12 protein-coding genes and 1 tRNA gene are annotated in these 16,719 nt (G+C 72.4%); 9 read left to right on the top strand and 4 right to left on the bottom strand.

What is annotated here, in order from left to right; all coding sequences use genetic code 11:
- Nucleotides 1-41: 41 nt before the first annotated feature.
- Nucleotides 42-2,516: an SCO7613 C-terminal domain-containing membrane protein gene (locus QMK28_RS04555; protein ID WP_326435660.1), complete on the bottom strand. Its 2,475-nt coding sequence runs from the start codon at nt 2,514-2,516 to the stop codon at nt 42-44.
- Between the two features lie 245 nt (nt 2,517-2,761).
- Between QMK28_RS04555 and QMK28_RS04550 the strand changes: the two genes are divergently transcribed.
- Both QMK28_RS04550 and QMK28_RS04545 read left to right on the top strand, forming a co-directional pair.
- Nucleotides 2,762-3,229, top strand: a complete 468-nt coding sequence (locus tag QMK28_RS04550) for an SRPBCC family protein (protein WP_326435659.1) — start codon at nt 2,762-2,764, stop codon at nt 3,227-3,229.
- A gap of 61 nt (nt 3,230-3,290) precedes the next feature.
- Nucleotides 3,291-3,362: transfer RNA gene (locus tag QMK28_RS04545), tRNA-Val, on the top strand.
- Nucleotides 3,363-3,481: 119 nt separating this feature from the next.
- On the opposite strand, the gene QMK28_RS04540 is transcribed toward QMK28_RS04545, so the two are convergent.
- Nucleotides 3,482-4,207, bottom strand: a complete 726-nt coding sequence (locus QMK28_RS04540) for an exonuclease domain-containing protein (RefSeq protein WP_326435658.1) — start codon at nt 4,205-4,207, stop codon at nt 3,482-3,484.
- A gap of 174 nt (nt 4,208-4,381) precedes the next feature.
- Between QMK28_RS04540 and QMK28_RS04535 the strand changes: the two genes are divergently transcribed.
- The 4 genes from QMK28_RS04535 (at nt 4,382) to QMK28_RS04520 (ending at nt 9,002) form a co-directional block, all read left to right on the top strand.
- Entirely contained in the window at nt 4,382-4,948 is a 567-nt protein-coding gene (locus QMK28_RS04535; RefSeq protein ID WP_326435657.1) for a DUF4365 domain-containing protein, read from the top strand.
- Nucleotides 4,948-6,126, top strand: coding sequence for a hypothetical protein (locus tag QMK28_RS04530; protein ID WP_326435656.1), 1,179 nt, complete (start codon nt 4,948-4,950; stop codon nt 6,124-6,126). Before QMK28_RS04535 ends, QMK28_RS04530 begins: the two co-directional genes overlap by 1 nt.
- Before the next feature lie 176 nt (nt 6,127-6,302).
- A complete protein-coding gene (thrS, locus tag QMK28_RS04525) occupies nt 6,303-8,294 on the top strand; it encodes a threonine--tRNA ligase (protein WP_326435655.1) in 1,992 nt (663 codons plus the stop codon).
- 147 nt (nt 8,295-8,441) lie between these two features.
- The gene (locus QMK28_RS04520) at nt 8,442-9,002 is read left to right on the top strand and encodes an HIT family protein (protein WP_326435654.1); all 561 of its coding nucleotides are present in this window, start codon (nt 8,442-8,444) and stop codon (nt 9,000-9,002) included.
- A 166-nt stretch (nt 9,003-9,168) separates the two neighbouring features.
- Here QMK28_RS04520 and QMK28_RS04515 read toward each other — a convergent pair whose 3' ends face one another.
- Together QMK28_RS04515 and QMK28_RS04510 are read right to left on the bottom strand one after the other, a co-directional pair.
- Nucleotides 9,169-10,824 carry a hypothetical protein gene (locus tag QMK28_RS04515; protein ID WP_326435653.1) on the bottom strand — a complete coding sequence of 552 codons (1,656 nt, stop codon included), beginning with the start codon at nt 10,822-10,824 and terminating at the stop codon, nt 9,169-9,171.
- 168 nt (nt 10,825-10,992) lie between these two features.
- A complete protein-coding gene (locus QMK28_RS04510) occupies nt 10,993-13,191 on the bottom strand; it encodes an elongation factor G-like protein EF-G2 (protein ID WP_326435652.1) in 2,199 nt (732 codons plus the stop codon).
- A gap of 481 nt (nt 13,192-13,672) precedes the next feature.
- Here QMK28_RS04510 and pgsA point away from each other — a divergent pair, with 481 nt between their 5' ends.
- The 3 genes from pgsA to QMK28_RS04495 are packed head-to-tail and all read left to right on the top strand — an operon-like array spanning nt 13,673 to nt 16,505.
- The gene (gene pgsA / locus QMK28_RS04505) at nt 13,673-14,332 is read left to right on the top strand and encodes a phosphatidylinositol phosphate synthase (RefSeq protein ID WP_326435651.1); all 660 of its coding nucleotides are present in this window, start codon (nt 13,673-13,675) and stop codon (nt 14,330-14,332) included.
- Nucleotides 14,329-15,348 (top strand): phosphatidylinositol mannoside acyltransferase, encoded by a 1,020-nt coding sequence (locus QMK28_RS04500; protein WP_443050533.1) that lies wholly within the window; start codon nt 14,329-14,331, stop codon nt 15,346-15,348. Before pgsA ends, QMK28_RS04500 begins: the two co-directional genes overlap by 4 nt.
- Nucleotides 15,345-16,505 carry a glycosyltransferase family 4 protein gene (locus QMK28_RS04495; RefSeq protein WP_326435650.1) on the top strand — a complete coding sequence of 387 codons (1,161 nt, stop codon included), beginning with the start codon at nt 15,345-15,347 and terminating at the stop codon, nt 16,503-16,505. Before QMK28_RS04500 ends, QMK28_RS04495 begins: the two co-directional genes overlap by 4 nt.
- The last annotated feature ends 214 nt before the right edge of the window (nt 16,506-16,719 follow it).

Here is a 16,719-nt window from a genome sequence, read left to right as displayed (position 1 = left end):
CCGTGCCTTCGATATTTCACCCGTTCGGCGGCAGCCGCGGCTCAGCGCATGCGACCGAGCGCGTCACGCATCCGGCGGGCCTCGCGCAGCCGCTGCTCGGACGTCCCGCCCAAACCCAGCAGCAGCAGTCCGGCCACCGCCGGGGGCAGCCAGCGGGGCAGCGCGCCGACGACCTGGACGATGTACGGAGCGAGCTCGTGCAGCGCGTCCAGACCGAGCGCCGCGCCGCCCAGCACGAGCAGCGCCTGAAGCCGCCAGCGGGCGCCCAGCAGCGTGACGGCGAGCGCGGCGAGCCCCAGCAGCAGCGGGCGGAGCCAGTGCGAGTCGCCCCAAGCGGCGATCAGGGACGGCGCGAGGGTCACCGCGAGGCCGGGTCCGTACGCGGCCCACGACGAGGCGCTCGGGTCGCGGCGGCGGCGCAGGAAGCCGATGGCCAGCGCCGGGATGCTGATGGGCAGCGTGTACGCCTCCGGGACCTCGACGCCGGACGCCGCCAGCCGGACCCAGGCGGCGAGTACGAACAGCGCGGTCGCCGCGTAGGCCGCGGGCCTGCGGTCGGGGCGCAGCGCGATGCCCGCCGCGAGCACGCCGCACCAGCCGAGGGCCAGTGCGAGGGTGGCCGGGTGGCTCGCGGTGAGTCCGATCGCGAGGGCCGCACCGGGGTAGCCCGCGCACTCGACCGGCAGCCCCGTCGGGTGCGCGCGCAGCCGGGCGGCGGCCAACGCGGTCGCCGACACGACGGCGAGCACGACGAACGCGATGTGGTGGGCGGGCAGATCGAGCGCGGCGGGGCCGGCGACCGCGAGCGCGGTGCCGCACAGGACGGCGGCGCACGCGGCGACGGAGCGGTGTACCCGGCCCTGCGCGGCCACGGCGGCGCCGGTGAATGTGGCGAGCAGCGCGCCGAGGACGATCAGCGTCATCGTCTGCTCGGCCAGCGCCCAGTGGATGGCGGTCAGCGCGACGACGCACGCGCAGAGCAGCGCCGTGAGCGCGATCGGGTCGGTCCGCAGCGTCGCCGTGGCCAGCAGCAGCACCGAGGCGACGGCGACCAGGAGCAGTACCGCTATCGGGTAGGCGAGATCGAGCGCGACCGGCAGCGTCGCGCTCGCGGCGCAGCCGAGGACGAGGGCGCCGCGCTCGGCCGGGACGCGCCAGGTGCGGAGCTCGGGCCGGCGGCTCGCCGCGAGCACCGCGGCCGCCACGACGGCGAGCACCACCGGGGTCGCGGTGCCGCCCGTCCAGGAGAAGTCCGGGCCCAGGGCCCGACGCGCGCTCTCGGGCGCGCCCGACCACACCGAGCCGGCCCAGCCGACCGGCCCCAGCACGGCCGTCGCCAGCGTGGGCAGCGTCCAGAGCAGCGCGCAGGCGTGCACCAGCGCGGCGGCGGCGGCCAGTCCGGCCGGGAACGGGCGCGGCAGCCCGGCGCCCGCGAGGGCCAGCAGCGCGCAGCCGCACAGCAGATACCCGAACACGGTCCACCCGGCCGGGAGTCCGAGCCGCAGCATGCCGCCCGGCGCGATCACCAGAGCGAGCCCGGCGAGCGCGGCCGGGCTCGCGGCCAGGGTGAGCGAGCGGGTGCGGGAGGCGGTCCAGTGGGCGGCGTACAGCGCGACGGCGGCGCTGCCGCAGAGCAGCGCGGCGGCCTGCGCGGCGGGCACCGGGTCGTCGGTGGTCACGGACAGGCCGACGGCCGTCAGCAGCCCGAACGAGCCGGTGAGCGCGGTACCGCCGGCCGCGGTCAGCCGCAGCGCCGTATTGCTGCCCCGGAGGGCGAGCGCGGTGTCGAGGGCGGCGGTGCCGAGCAGTACCGTGCCGAAGCCGAAGGGGCCGGCCGACACCGACGCGGCCCAGAGGAACAGCGGGAGTTGGGCGATGCCCACGGCTGCGGGGAGCGGCAGCCGCAACTCCCGCACGGTCAGGCCGTACGCCGCCCAGATCGCGGCCACGATGGCGCTCGCCACCGCCGCGTAGCCCGGCCCGTCCGCCTCCGGCAGCGCCACGCGGTGCAGCGCGTAGGCGTCCAGCGCCAGCAGGACCAGGCCCACGCAGGCCACGGTCTCGGCGGTCGCGGTGAGCGCGCGGCGCAGCAGCAGCACCGGGGCGCCCATCGCCGCGAGGGTCACCGCGCCGAGCACGGCGGCTCGGCCGCCGATGCCCAGGTGACCCCAGCTGACGAGCAGGAAGGCGATCGCGGCGATGGCCAACAGGGCGCCGCCGAGCGTCAGCAGGACGTTCTGCGCGCTGGGCGGGGAGGTGTCGGGGCCCGGTGCGGACGCCGCTCCGGGCCAGGGCGGCGCCGGGGGTACGGCCGGTCCCGGCGGTCCCGCGTAGGCCCGGCGCGCTTGCTGTGCCGGGCGCGGTGGCGGGCCCCAGCGGGCGCCGGGCGCGGGGTGTGCCCGCAGCATGGCGATCAACTGGGCGCGGCGGGCCAGGAGTCTCGCCCTGTCCGCGTCGAGCCGGGCCAGGGTGTGATCGAGGTGCCGCAGCTCTTCGACGGGTGTGGCGAACTTCATGCCGTGGAGTGTGCGCCTCGGCCTCTCCCCGGGGGATGGGGCCGGATACTCAGGTCGGGGCTGAGTACGTCGGGAGGGAGCGGAGGGGAGTGTTCCGTTCCCGCCTCGTGCCGTGCTGTCCGTTCCGCCTCGTGCCGTGCTGTCCAGCGGGCGGCCCGCCCGCTGGTGTCGGGGTCCGGCCGGCTCCGTCCGTCCCATCGTGCCGCGCGTGGATCGGCGGGGAGCCGAGGAGGAGACTGGTGGTCGTGGACTGGAGCCGATACCGCTTTCGCAGTGTGTGGGACGTCGACGCCACGCCGGAAGCCGTCTTCGCGGTGCTGGAGCGGGCCGAGGAGTACCCGCTGTGGTGGCCGCAGGTGCGTTCGGTGAGCCGGATCGACGAGCGGACCGGTTCGGCGCGCTTCCGCTCGGCGCTCCCGTACGAACTGGTCGTGACCGCCCGCGAGCAGCGCCGTGATCCGGCGACCGGCGTGCTGGAGATCGCGATGAGCGGTGACCTGCTGGGCTGGGCGCGCTGGACCGTGCTGCCGCGCGGCGCGGGCGCCCGCGCGCTCTACGAGCAGGAGGTGGAGGTCCGCAAGCCGCTGATGCGGCGGCTCGCGCTGCCCGCCCGCCCCGTATTCCTCGCCAACCACGTGCTGATGATGCGGGCCGGGCGACGCGGTCTGCGGTCGCTGCTGGCCACCGCGCCACCGGACCGCGACGCGGTTTGAAGGAAGCGCGTCGCGGGCTGTATTGTTCGGTGCGTTCCGAGGGGAGTCCCGAGGAATGCTCGGGCGATTAGCTCAGTGGGAGAGCGCTTCGTTCACACCGAAGAGGTCACTGGTTCGAAACCAGTATCGCCCACCTCATGAGGCCGGTCAGCTGCCAACGCAGCGACCGGCCTCTTTCGTTGCGGCTCCGAAGCCCGAAGCCCGAAGGCTCCGGGGCGCCCCTCCGCCGTCTCTGGTGTTGCGACGGCGTCTTCAGGCGGCGGCGGTCAGTGCGGGGCGCAGCGGCCACGCGGGGTCGCATGCCTCGTCCGAGCCGTTGCGCGCGAACCACGCCTGGAGGCCGCGCGCCTGCGCCGCGTGCCATACGGCCTGCAGGGTGTGCAGTTCGGCGGGGCTCAGGCGCTCCAGCCGCGCCGCGAAGCGGCGGCCCACGGCTCGTACGACCTCCATCGCGGCGGTCGCGTCGGCGGCGGCGTCGTGCGCGCCGGTCAGCTCCGCGCCGTAGTGCGCGCACAGATCGGTGAGGGTGCGCCGGCCCTTGCGGTAGCGGTCCAGCTGCCTGTCGAGCACCCGCGGGTCCAGCACGCAGAGCGAGTGGCCGCCGAGGTAGTGACTGAGGGAGGCCGCCCGGTGTCGCTTCAACTCCCGGTCCAGCAGGGTGAGATCGAAGGGGGCGTTCATGATGACCAGCGGAGTGCCCGCCGACGAATGGTCGGCCAGCGCCCGTGCGATCTCCTCCATCACCGGCGCCGGCCACCTGCCGTGCCGCCGCAGGTGCGGTCCGGTCAGACCGTGGACGGCGGTCGCGCCCTCGGGCACCTCGACGCCGGGGCTCACCAGCCAGCGGACGGCGCGCGGCGTCGCCTCCGGCGCGTCCTGTACGACGAGTGCGGCGGACACGATGCGGTCGTGCTCCACATCTATTCCTGTGGTTTCGGTGTCGAACGAAGCAAGCGGTCCCTCGAACCAGCACGTCATGTCCACAACTCCTCGCGCTCGCGGGGCAGATGGCCTATGCCCCGCCCGACCTGGTGATACCCGGACCGGGGAGCCGCCGAACCGTCCCGCCGCGCGGCGGCCGTTTGACGGCAACCCTGTGCGGAGACAAGACAGTTGTACGGAAATCAGCTCGGCTCGAAAGGCGTTTCAAAGATGGCGCTCGCGCAGCCCGAACCGGGCGGGCTGCTGCCCGGGCGGGCCTCACCGCTGCGCGGCGCACTCGCTACCACCGCCTGCATGGAGACCTTGCAGGTGGGCTATCTGCACGCGGTCGCGGCCGCCGCCGGATGCTCGCTCGCCCAGCCCTTCCCGGACTACGGAATCGACTGGCATGTGAACCACAGCGCGCCGGGCCACGCGGTCGACGACGAAGTGACGATCAAGGTGCAGCTCAAGTGCACGTACCAGATCGCGCCGCACCCGGCGGGGCAGACCTTCGGCTTCACGATCGACAACGATCACTTGACGAAGCTCGCCCGCAGTCCGGTCTCGGTGCACAAGATCCTGGTCGTGATGCTGGTGCCGCGCGACCAGGAGGAATGGCTGCGGGCGGGCCACGACAGTCTTGAACTGAGGCACTGCTGCTACTGGACCAACCTGGCCGGGCACCCGGTGACCGGCAGGCGCAGGACCACTGTGCGGATCCCGACCTCCCGGTTCTTCGACGACCGGGCACTCTGCGAGATCATGACGCGGGTCGGGGCGGGAGGGAGACCCTGATGCACCTGCCGAACGACGACCACGATCCCGAGCCACCCGACCCGGGGCAGCTGGACCCCGCGGTGCTCACCGCGCTGCTCGCCCGGCACGGCTGGCGGCGCAGGGGCGGGATGGCGGGCCGCTACGCGCGCTGGACCCCGCCCGGCGCCGCCGAGGGCACCACCAGCCTGCTGGTGCCGCAGAGCCGCGCGCTGCCCGACAGCGTCGACCTGCTGGCCGAAGCGCTCACCGCGCTGACGCGCAGCGCGAGCCCGTCTGCGCGGGAGGTGCTGGTGGGGCTCGCGGTGCCCAGCGACGAGATCCGCTGGCGGCGCGAGGTGCCGGACGCCGCGGCGGGCGCGGCGGTCTGGACGGCGCAGGAGCAGTTGCGCGCGGGGGCACGCGCGATGCTGCTGGCGGGCGTGCTCGGGACGCACGGCCGGGCGGGCTACTACGGCGCCCGGCACCGCAAACAGGCCGAGGCGTTCCTGGACCGGGTGCTGGTCGGGCCCGCGCCCGGCGGCCGGCAACTCACCGCGTACATCCCGGTGGCGGGCGGCCGCTCGGCCGTCACCACGCTGCAACGGGCGCTGCACGCGGCCCGCGACGCCACCGACTACCAGCGCGCCACCGGCGGCATGGAGGCGTTCGAGGCGGCCGTGGAGCTGGGCGTCTGCCATGAGCTGGTCGAGTCGCTCATCGGGCTGGTCCGCGGCACCGAGGGGATACGGGTCGCGCTGGAGTGGTCGCCCGCGGCCGGTGCGCCGAAGGGGTTCGCCGGCCGGCCGGAGCCCGTCGAGTTCTCCCCGGGCGACCTGCCGGCCCTCCAGCAGGCGGCGGAGCGCTACGTACGGGACGAGCCGTCGCTGCCGGTGCGGATCACCGGCACCGTGGTGCGGCTGCGCCGCGAGCAGCCCGGCGGGCCGGGCGCGGCGCGGCTGCGGGTGCTGGCAGGCGCGGACGTGGCGCAGGTGCGGGTCGCCCTCGACGAGGACTCGTACCGCATCGCCGGCAACGCCCATCTCGTCGGCCTGCCGATCCGGGTGAGCGGCAGACTGGAGAGCAGGGGCGGCTTCCGCCGGATCACCGGGGCCACCGGGGTCACCCCGGTCCAGGTGGACGACGCCGAGCGCGACCGGCTGCTCAAGTCGCTGCACGAGAACCTCGACTTCTTCGAGGAGGCGTGCGGCGGGACGTAGCCGGGAGGAGGAGGCGGTACGCGCTCCGAAAGGGGCGGCGGCAGGGGCACGACAGCGGCCGGCCGGAGCGGTGCGGGGCGGCGGGCGGACAACCGTTTCGCGATGCGGCCCGTCGTCTCGGTACGATTCAGGCGCGCAGCGTCCGCTGTCGTGATCCGAAGGTTCAGGAGATACCGGTGTCAGACGTCCGTGTGACCATCAAACGCGATTCCGTTGAGCGGGAGGAACGCGTGGTGACCACGGGCACTACGGCCGGCGGACTCTTCGAGGGCGAGCGCGCCATCGTCGCGGCCCGCGTCGGCTCCGGCGCCGACGCGGAGCTCAGGGACCTCGCGTACGAGCTGGCGGACGGCGACGAGGTCGAGCCCGTCGAGATCACCTCGCAGGACGGCCTGAACATCCTGCGGCACTCCACCGCGCATGTGCTGGCGCAGGCCGTGCAGGAGCTGTTCCCGGCGGCCAAGCTCGGCATCGGCCCGCCCATCAAGGACGGCTTCTACTACGACTTCGACGTCGAGACCCCGTTCCACCCGGACGACCTCAAGCGCGTCGAGAAGAAGATGCAGGAGATCCAGAAGCGCGGCCAGCGCTTCTCCCGCCGCGTGGTGAGCGACGACGAGGCCCGCGAGGAGCTCGCGGCCGAGCCGTACAAGCTGGAGCTGATCGGCCTCAAGGGCGCGGCCTCCGCCGACGACGGATCGGACGTCGAGGTGGGCGGCGGCGAGCTGAGCATCTACGACAACCTCGACCCGAAGACCGGCGAGCTGTGCTGGAAGGACCTCTGCCGAGGCCCGCACCTGCCGAGCACCCGTGCCATCCCGGTCTTCAAGCTGATGCGCTCCGCCGCCGCCTACTGGCGCGGCAGCGAGAAGAACAAGCAGCTCCAGCGGATCTACGGCACCGCGTGGCCGACCAAGGAAGAGCTCAAGGCGCACCTCGAATTCCTCGCCGAGGCCGAGAAGCGCGACCACCGCAAGCTCGGCTCCGAGCTGGACCTGTTCTCCATCCCGGACGACATCGGCTCCGGCCTCGCGGTGTTCCACCCCAAGGGCGGAGTCATCCGCCGGGTCATGGAGGACTACTCCCGCAAGCGACACGAGCAGGCGGACTACGAGTTCGTCTACACCCCGCACGCGACCAACGGGAAGCTCTACGAGAAGTCCGGCCACCTGGACTGGTACGCCGACGGCATGTACCCGCCCATGCAGCTCGACGGGGGCCAGGACTACTACCTGAAGCCCATGAACTGCCCCATGCACAACCTGATCTTCGACGCCCGCGGCCGGTCCTACCGCGAACTGCCGTTGAGATTGTTCGAGTTCGGCACCGTCTACCGTTACGAGAAGTCCGGCGTGGTGCACGGCCTGACCCGCGCCCGCGGCTTCACCCAGGACGACGCGCACATCTACTGCACCAAGGAGCAGATGGCCGACGAGCTCGACACGACCCTCACCTTCGTGCTGGAGCTGTTGCGCGACTACGGGCTGGAGGACTTCTACCTGGAGCTGTCCACCAAGAACCCGGAGAAGTCCATCGGCTCGGACGAGACCTGGGACGAGGCCACCGAGACCCTGCGCACAGCGGCCGAGAAGCAGGGCCTGGACCTGGTCATGGACCCGGGCGGCGCGGCCTTCTACGGCCCGAAGATCTCCGTTCAGGCGAAGGACGCGATCGGCCGCACCTGGCAGATGTCGACCATCCAGGTCGACTTCAACCTGCCGGAGCGCTTCGACCTCCAGTACACCTCGGCCGACGGCTCCAAGCAGCAGCCGGTGATGATCCACCGCGCGCTGTTCGGTTCCATCGAGCGGTTCTTCGCGGTGCTGCTGGAGCACTACGCGGGCGCCTTCCCGGTCTGGCTGGCCCCGGTGCAGGCGACCGGCATCCCGATCGGGGACGCCCACGTGCCCTACCTCCAGGAATTCGCCGCTCAGGCCAAGAAGCGGGGCCTGCGCTTCGAGGTGGACTCCTCCTCGGACCGGATGCAGAAGAAGATCAGGAACGCCCAGAAGTCGAAGGTGCCGTACATGGTCATCGCGGGTGACGACGACGTCGCCAACGGCGCGGTGAGCTTCCGCTACCGCGACGGCACCCAGAAGAACGGCGTGCCGCGCGACCAGGCGCTCGACGAGATCGCCGACGCCGTGGAGCGCCGCATCCAGGTGTGACCCACCGTCCCCGCCGCCGCGGGGGCGAGCCGGACGCCACCGGCCGAAGACGGCGGACGGCGACACGGAACCCGCGCGAGCGGGTGTCACGAGGGGCGGTCCCAGCCGGGGCCGCCCCTCGCCGCATCCCGTGCCGAGCTGAGGAATATGCTGACCCACATGACGACTGAGCCGGAGCAGCAGATCGGAGTCGGGACACAGGACGCCTTCCAGCGCCTGTGGACACCCCACCGGATGGCGTACATCCAGGGGGAGAACAAGCCGAGCGGCCCGGGGGCCGACGACGGCTGTCCGTTCTGCTCGATCCCGGCGAAATCGGACGAGGACGGGCTGGTGATCGCGCGCGGCGAGCACGTCTACGCGGTGCTGAACCTGTACCCGTACAACGGCGGCCACCTGATGGTCGTCCCGTTCCGGCACGTCGCGGACTACACCGAGCTGGACGGGCCGGAGACGCTGGAGCTCGCCGAGCTCACCAAGCAGGCGATGACGGCGCTGCGCCTGGCGTCCGGGGCGCACGGCTTCAACATCGGGCTCAACCAGGGCAGCGCGGCCGGCGCGGGGATCGCCGCGCATCTGCACCAGCATGTGGTGCCGCGCTGGGGCGGGGACACCAACTTCATGCCGGTCGTCGGCAATACCAAGGTGCTGCCGCAACTGCTGGCCGACACCCGCCAGATGCTCGCCGACGCGTGGACGCTGCGCTAGCGCCTTGACCCGGGAGCTGCCTCCCGGGTACGCGGCCTTCGGCCGCGCTGTCCTCAAGCGCCGGACGGGCTGAAAATTTAGCCCGTCCGGCGCTTGAGGACACCCGTCCACCGGGCGGCACCCCAGTCCACTGGACAGGCACCCCCGATCAGCCGGCGGCCAGCCACTACGCGTCGTACATGTCCGCCTTTCGCGGCATGGGGTCCTGCACCATGCCGCTGAGCATCGACGAGCGGTTGCCGAACTTCTCCGTGTCCACGCCGTTCTCCGCCAGCACCCGCAGCGCCGCGTCGTGCACCACCCGCAGCACCGGCGTGGCCGCGCGCAGCGCGTCGTCCGCCATGAAGCGGTGCCGCCAGGGCTTGTCCGCCCAGGCGTGCCGCAGCCCGAAGGGCTCGGGGAGCGAGAGCTTGCCGCCGAAGAAGTCGAGCACCGGGGGGAACCAGGTGAGCGGCGCGCGCGCCGCCAGCCGGACGACGTCCTTGACCTCCACCAGCGGCAGCGTCTTGGTCTTGGTCTCCCAGAACCTGACGCTCTTGGAGATCTCCTTGGTCTTCGCCTTCGGCTTGGTGGTGAACAGCGGATGCACCGGGCCCAGCGCGTGCCCGGTCACCTCGATCCGCAGCGTGTGGTGCAGCACGGTCACGGTGATGAGCAGCGTGATGACCAACTGGCCGTCCCAGAGCACGAACTGCACCCCGAGGTAGTGCCGGTTGCCGCTGCCGAACTGCTGCTCGTTGCAGATCCGCTGGATCTCGGCGCCCTTTATCTGGAAGGCGTCGCCCTCCGAGCCGCCGGGCCGGGCGACTTCCGTCGCTCCCTCGCCCACCGGCACGACCACCCAGTGGCGTACGGACGGGGTGGGGAAGCCGCCGGTGTGCAGCGGGCCGCGCTCCAGCAGCCGCAGCTGGTCGTGGACCGCGCGTATGACGTCCCAGCTGCGGAACGGGTTGATCTCCTTGGCCGGGTCGCGCTGCACCAGCTCCTCGGCGAGCTGCCAGCTGCCCCAGCGGGTGCCCATGCCCAGTATCCCCTTGGGGCCGGCGTAGAAGACGCTGTTGCTGTGCTGCTCCGCGGTGAGCTTCGCGAGCCCTTGGCGCAGTTGTTCCGCGCTGGTCTCGTTGGGGTTGCGGGGCACCGCCTCGGGGATCTTCGCGCCCACCCCGCCGCCGGTGAGCAGCCCGCTCCAGCGCTCCCTGAGGTCCTTCTCGGTCCGCTCGCAGATCTGCTTGGCCCACCACCAGCCGATCACCGGAACGACCAGCACGGCCCGCAGGTAGAGCGCCCAGAAGCCGGTGAACGGCAGCTTGACCAGGAAGAGCACGAGCAGTCCGCCGAGCGCCACCATCAGGGCCATGCCCAGCGCCCCGGCCCGCTTGTCCGACACCGCCTTGAGCGACTTCTGCAGCTGGAAGACGGCGAGCCAGAGCAGCACGCCGGGCAGGAACAGCAGCCCGAAGAGCCCCATCACGATGGTGAGCCGGGTGTCCCGCTCCTTGCGGATGCGGTTGGCGGCCAGGCAGTGCTCGACGACGGTCTGGGGCTCGATGCCGAAGGACTGCACCAGGGCCTTGCGGGCGCCGCCGAGCATGCGCACCTGCACGGCTCTGGAGTACGCCTCGCCGAGGTTCGGCTCGAAGATGGACAGTTTCGGCGGCTTGATCTGCGACTTGTGCCAGTCGGAGTCGGCTTTGAGCAGATCCGTGAGGGCACTGTCGCGGTACGCGGCCGAGGCGAGCGCCTGGGTGGCGGCGGTCTGGCCGGCGGATCCGGAGAGCGGAACCTGCGCTCCGGGACTGAAGTCGAAGTCGTCCTTAGCCATTACCGCCCCCAATGCCGCTCATACTCGATGCTGCGGCCTTTTCCCAACTACGGCTCCTGGCATATGTTCTGAGCTTCGTGCTCAGCGTATCCGCGGTGCGGTGCCGCTGTCGCCGCCGGACCGAAAGCCGCCCGCCCCCGGGGCGGTGGGGGCGGGCGGCCTGTGCTTCTATGTGGCGCTATCGTGCTGTTCGCGGACCTCGGCCGCGAGCTGCGGCGGCATCGGCTGATGCCCGCAGTACGAGCGGCTGAAGCGGCCCGTTCCGTGCGAGAGGGAGGGCAGGTCGACCGGGTACCGGCTGATCTCGATCTCCGGGATCTCCGCCCGTACGAGCGTGCGCCCCGCCCCCGCCTGTTCGGTGCCGACCACCCGGCCGCGCCGCCCCGAGAGGTCGCTCAGCACCGCTCCGACGTACTCGTCCGCCACCAGCACCCGTACCTCGGCGACCGGTTCGAGCAGATGGATACGGGCCTGCCCGGCGGCCTCCCGCAGTGCGAGGCCGCCGGCGGTCTGGAAGGCGGCGTCGGAGGAGTCCACCGAGTGCGCCTTGCCGTCGAGCAGCGTGATCCGTACGTCCACCAGCGGGTATCCGGCCGCGACGCCGCGGGCCGCCTGGGCCCGTACCCCCTTCTCCACGGACGGGATGAACTGCCGGGGGACCGACCCGCCGACCACCTTGTCGACGAACTCGACCCCCGACCCCTGCGGCAGCGGCTCCACCTCGATCTCGCAGATCGCGAACTGGCCGTGCCCGCCGGACTGCTTGACGTGCCGGCCGCGCCCCGCGGCCTTCGCCCCGAAGGTCTCCCGCAGCGACACCTTGTACGGCACCGCGTCGACCTGCACCCCGTAGCGGCTGCGCAGCCGGTCGAGGGCGACGTCGACATGGGCCTCGCCGAGGCACCAGAGCACCACCTGATGGGTGGCCGGGTTCTGCTCCAGCCGCATCGTCGGGTCCTCGGCGACCAGCCGGCCCAGGCCCTGCGAGAGCTTGTCCTCGTCCGGTTTGCTGTGCGCCCTGATCGCCACCGGCAGCAGCGGGTCGGGCATGATCCACGGCTCCATGAGCAGCGGATCGCTCTTCGCGGACAGGGTGTCTCCGGTCTCCGCGCGGCTCAGCTTGGCGACGCAGGCGAGGTCGCCCGCGATGGCACGGGAGAGGGTGCGCTGCTGTTTGCCGAAGGGCGAGGAGAGCGCGCCGATCCGCTCGTCGACGTCGTGGTCCTCATGGCCCCGGTCCGCCAGCCCGTGCCCGGAGACGTGCACGACCTCGTCGGGGCGCAGCGTGCCGGAGAAGACCCGCACCAGGCTGATCCGGCCGACGTAGGGGTCGGAGGAGGTCTTGACGATCTCCGCGGCGAGCGGCCCGTCCGGGTCGCAGGTCAGCGCCTCCCGCGGCCTGCCCTGCGGGGTGGTGACCATCGGCGCCTCGCGCTCCAGCGGGGTGGGGAAGCCGCCGGTGATCAGCTCCAGCAGCTCGACGGTGCCCAGCCCCTGCCGTGACCCCTCGGCGGCGGGCGCGGCGGCCAGCACCGGGTGGAAGGCGCCGCGCGCGACGGCCTTCTCCAGGTCCTCGACCAGGGTCTTGAGGCCGATCTCCTCGCCCGCCAGATAGCGGTCCATCAGGCTCTCGTCCTCGCTCCCGGCGATGATCCCCTCGATCAGCCGGTCGCGGGCCTCCTGGATCAGCGGGAGGTGCTCGGGGTCGGGCGCGGCCTCGGTGCGCACGCCCGAGGAGTAGTCGTAGATCTGCTGGGACAGCAGACCGATGAGCCCCGCGACCGGCGCGTGGCCGTCCGGGCCCTGTTCGCCGTGCAGCGGCAGATAGAGCGGGAGTACGGCGTCCGGGTCGTCGCCGCCGAACACGCGGCGGCAGATCGCGGTCATCTCGTCGAAGTCGGCGCGGGCGGCTTCCAGGTGGGTCACCACCAGGGCCCGGGGCATGCCGACGGCCGCGCACTCCTCCCACACCATGCGGGTCGCGCCGTCCACCCCGTCCGAGGCCGAGACGACGAAGAGGGCCGCGTCCGCTGCCCGCAGACCGGCCCTCAACTCCCCGACGAAGTCGGCGTATCCGGGAGTGTCCAGCAGATTGATTTTGATGTCCCCCCACTGGACTGGGACCAGTGAGAGCTGTACCGAGCGCTGCTGCCGGTGCTCGATCTCGTCGTAGTCCGATAGGCAGCCTCCCTCCTCGACCCGGCCGGCCCGGTTGACCGCCCCGGTGGCCAGCGCGAGCGCCTCCACGAGAGTCGTCTTCCCCGACCCGCTGTGGCCGACCAGCACCACATTTCGCAGCGCTGCGGGCTGGTCGGCCGTAGCTGCCCTTCCGGCGGCCCCTGAACGTGCATGCGTCCTGTCGCCCATGTGTCTCGCCTCCACGTCGACACCTGCGGTACCCCGAGCTTTCCACCGTGGTCACGGTCCGTCCATACGTCGTACGCGCGGACGTACCGGGCGGGGCGGCCGGGGTCGTCCTTTCGGCCGACCCGAGCCGACCCGGGCCGCGGTGAACCGGCCGGTCGGCCGAGGTGGCGGACCGGTGTGTGATCTTCCACAGACAAAGGTCACGGAAAGGACACCGATCGGCGGGCGGGCCGGGCGGCCGGGTCCTGCGGCGGCGCGCACCGGGCCGGCCGCTGAGGCCCGCCGCGCCTACGCGCGCGGGCCCCGCGGCCGCCATCGCGCGCCCGCGCGCCGGACGCAGTCCCGCCCCCGTCCACGGCCGGCGGCGCCCCCGCCGCCCGGCACGGTGCGATGCGTTCGCGGCGGGCCGTGACGTCGTGGCTACGATGGGCCGCCGGTGGCCGCCTCGGTCGCCGGCCCGCATCGACCCTCCGGGAAGGCCATGCTGAACAAGTACGCGCGTGCATTCTTCACGCGTGTTCTCACCCCGTTCGCCGCCCTGCTGCTTCGCCTCGGGGTCAGCCCCGACGCCGTGACCCTCATCGGCACGGGCGGCGTGATGGCAGGCGCGCTGGTCTTCTACCCGCAGGGAGAGTTCTTCTGGGGCACCGTCGTCATCACACTGTTCGTCTTCTCGGACCTGGTGGACGGGAACATGGCGCGGCAGGCGGGCACCTCCAGCCGCTGGGGCGCGTTCCTCGACTCCACCCTCGACCGGGTCGCCGACGCCGCCATCTTCGGCGGGCTCGCGCTCTGGTACGCCGGGCGCGGCGACGACCTGGTGCTCTGCGCGGTCACGATCTTCTGTCTCGCGAGCGGCCAGGTGGTCTCCTACACCAAGGCCCGCGGCGAGAGCATCGGACTGCCGGTCAACGTCAACGGGCTCATCGAGCGCGCGGAACGCCTGGTCATCTCGCTGGTCGCGTGCGGCTTCGCCGGACTGCACAAGTTCGGTGTGCCGCACATCGACGTACTGCTGCCGATCGCCCTGTGGGTGGTCGCCGTCGGCAGTCTGGTGACGCTCGGCCAGCGTGTGGTCACCGTACGGCGGGAAGCCGCCGAGGCGGACGCCGCGACGCAGGCTGGGAGCGAGACCGCATGATCAAGGACCGGATCACCGACGGGCTGTACGGATTCGGCTGGAGCGCCGTCAAGCGGCTGCCCGAACCGGTCGCCGTACGGCTGGGCCAGCGCATCGCCGACACCGTCTGGAAGCGGCGCGGCAAGAGCGTGCTGCGCCTGGAGTCCAACCTCGCGCGCGTGGTGCCCGACGCCTCCGCCGAGCGGCTCGCCGCGCTGTCCAAGGCCGGGATGCGCTCGTATCTGCGCTACTGGATGGAGTCGTTCCGGCTCCCGGCGTGGAGCGAGCAGCGCATCCGTGACGGCATCGAGATCAAGGGCGTCCACCACCTCGAAGAGGGGCTGGCCAAGGGGCGCGGGATCATCGTCGCGCTTCCGCACATGGCCAACTGGGACCTCGCCGGGGCCTGGGTCACCACCACGGTCGGGGTGCCCTTCACCACCGTCGCCGAGCGGCTCAAGCCCGAGTCGCTCTACGACCGCTTCGTCGCCTACCGGGAGAGCCTGGGCATGGAGGTGCTGCCGCACACCGGCGGCAGCGCCTTCGGCACGCTCGCCCGGCGGCTGCGGGCGGGCGGGCTGATCTGCCTGGTCGCCGACCGCGATCTGTCCGCGTCCGGCATCGAGGTGAAGTTCTTCGGCGAGAGCGCGCGGATGCCCGGCGGTCCCGCGATGCTGGCGCGGCAGACCGGGGCGCTATTGCTGCCGGTCACCCTCTGGTACGACGAGTCCTCGGTCATGCGCGGCCGGATCCACCAGGCGATCGAGGTCCCCGAGCTCGGAACCCGCCGTGAGCAGGCCATCGAGATGACCCAGGCGCTGGCCGACGTCTTCGCCTCGGGCATCGCCGAGCATCCGCAGGACTGGCACATGCTGCAACGGCTGTGGCTCGCCGACCTCGACGAGGTCCCGGCGGACTCCGCCGAGCTTCCGCCGGCAGGCACCGCGTCTCCGGACACCGCGTCCCCGGACGCCGCCGACCGGGCTCCGTCCGACCGGGTTCGCGCCGACGACAGCTCCGGAACGGAGAAGTCTTGAGGATCGGGATCGTCTGCCCGTACTCCTGGGATGTCCCGGGCGGCGTCCAGTTCCACATCCGCGACCTCGCCGAGCACCTCATCGGGCTGGGCCACACCGTCTCGGTGCTCGCTCCGGCGGACGACGAGACGCCGCTGCCGCCGTACGTGGTGTCGGCCGGGCGGGCCGTCCCCGTGCCGTACAACGGCTCGGTCGCCCGGCTCAACTTCGGCTTCCTGTCGGCCGCCAGGGTCCGGCGCTGGGTGCACGACGGCGACTTCGACGTGCTGCACATCCACGAGCCCGCCACGCCCTCGCTCGCGCTGCTCGCCTGCTGGTCCGCGCAGGGGCCGATCGTCGCGACCTTCCACACCTCCAATCCGCGCTCCCGGATCATGATCGCCGCGTACCCGATCCTGCAGCCCGCGCTGGAGAAGATCAGCGCGCGCATCGCGGTCAGCGAGTACGCCCGCAGGACACTGGTGGAGCACCTCGGCGGCGACGCGGTGGTCATCCCCAACGGCGTCGACGTCGGTTTCTTCGACCGGGCCGAGCCCAAGGCCGAGTGGCAGGGCGGCACGATCGGCTTCATCGGCCGCATCGACGAGCCGCGCAAGGGCCTGCCGACGCTGATCAAGGCCCTCCCGAAGATCCTCGCCGACCGCCCCGGCAGCAGACTGCTGGTCGCCGGGCCCGGCGACGAGGAGGAGGCCGTCGCCACACTGCCCAAGGAGTTGCGCGAGCGCGTCGAATTCCTCGGCATGGTCAGCGACGAGGACAAGGCGCGGCTGCTGCGCAGCGTCGACCTCTACATCGCCCCGAACACCGGCGGCGAGAGCTTCGGCATCATCCTGGTGGAGGCCATGTCGGCGGGCGCGCCGGTGCTGGCCAGCGACCTCGACGCGTTCGCCCAGGTGCTGGACCACGGGGCGGCCGGGGAGCTCTTCCCCGTCGAGGACGCCGACGCGCTGGCCACCGCGGTGGTAAGGCTGCTCGGCGACCCGGAGCGCCGCGCCGAGCTGAGCCGGACCGGCCGCCGGCACGTACGCCGCTTCGACTGGACGACGGTCGCCGCGGACATCCTCTCCGTCTACGAGACGGTGGCGGACGGCGCGGCCTCGGTCGCCGCCGACGAACGCACGGGGCTGCGGGCGCGGTTCGGGCTCGCCCGGGACTGAACGGCCTCGCCAGAGGCTGAACGGGAAGGGGCGCAGCCGGCCCGCAGCGTGGACCCGGTGGGCGCGCTGTCCTCAATCTCCCCCAGCCTTCGGCCGGGAGGCGCCCCCAACGGGCTGAAAATTCAGCCCTCCCCCGACCTTCGGCCGGGAGGCGCCCCAGCGATTGAGGACAGTGCGGCCGAAGGACGCACCGGTCACGGCGCTACTGCGCGGA

The sequence above is a fragment of the Streptomyces sp. H27-D2 genome, assembly GCF_035828615.1.
In the GTDB taxonomy this organism is placed as follows: Bacteria; Actinomycetota; Actinomycetes; order Streptomycetales; family Streptomycetaceae; genus Streptomyces.
This window is presented reverse-complemented; position numbering and strand designations above follow the sequence as displayed.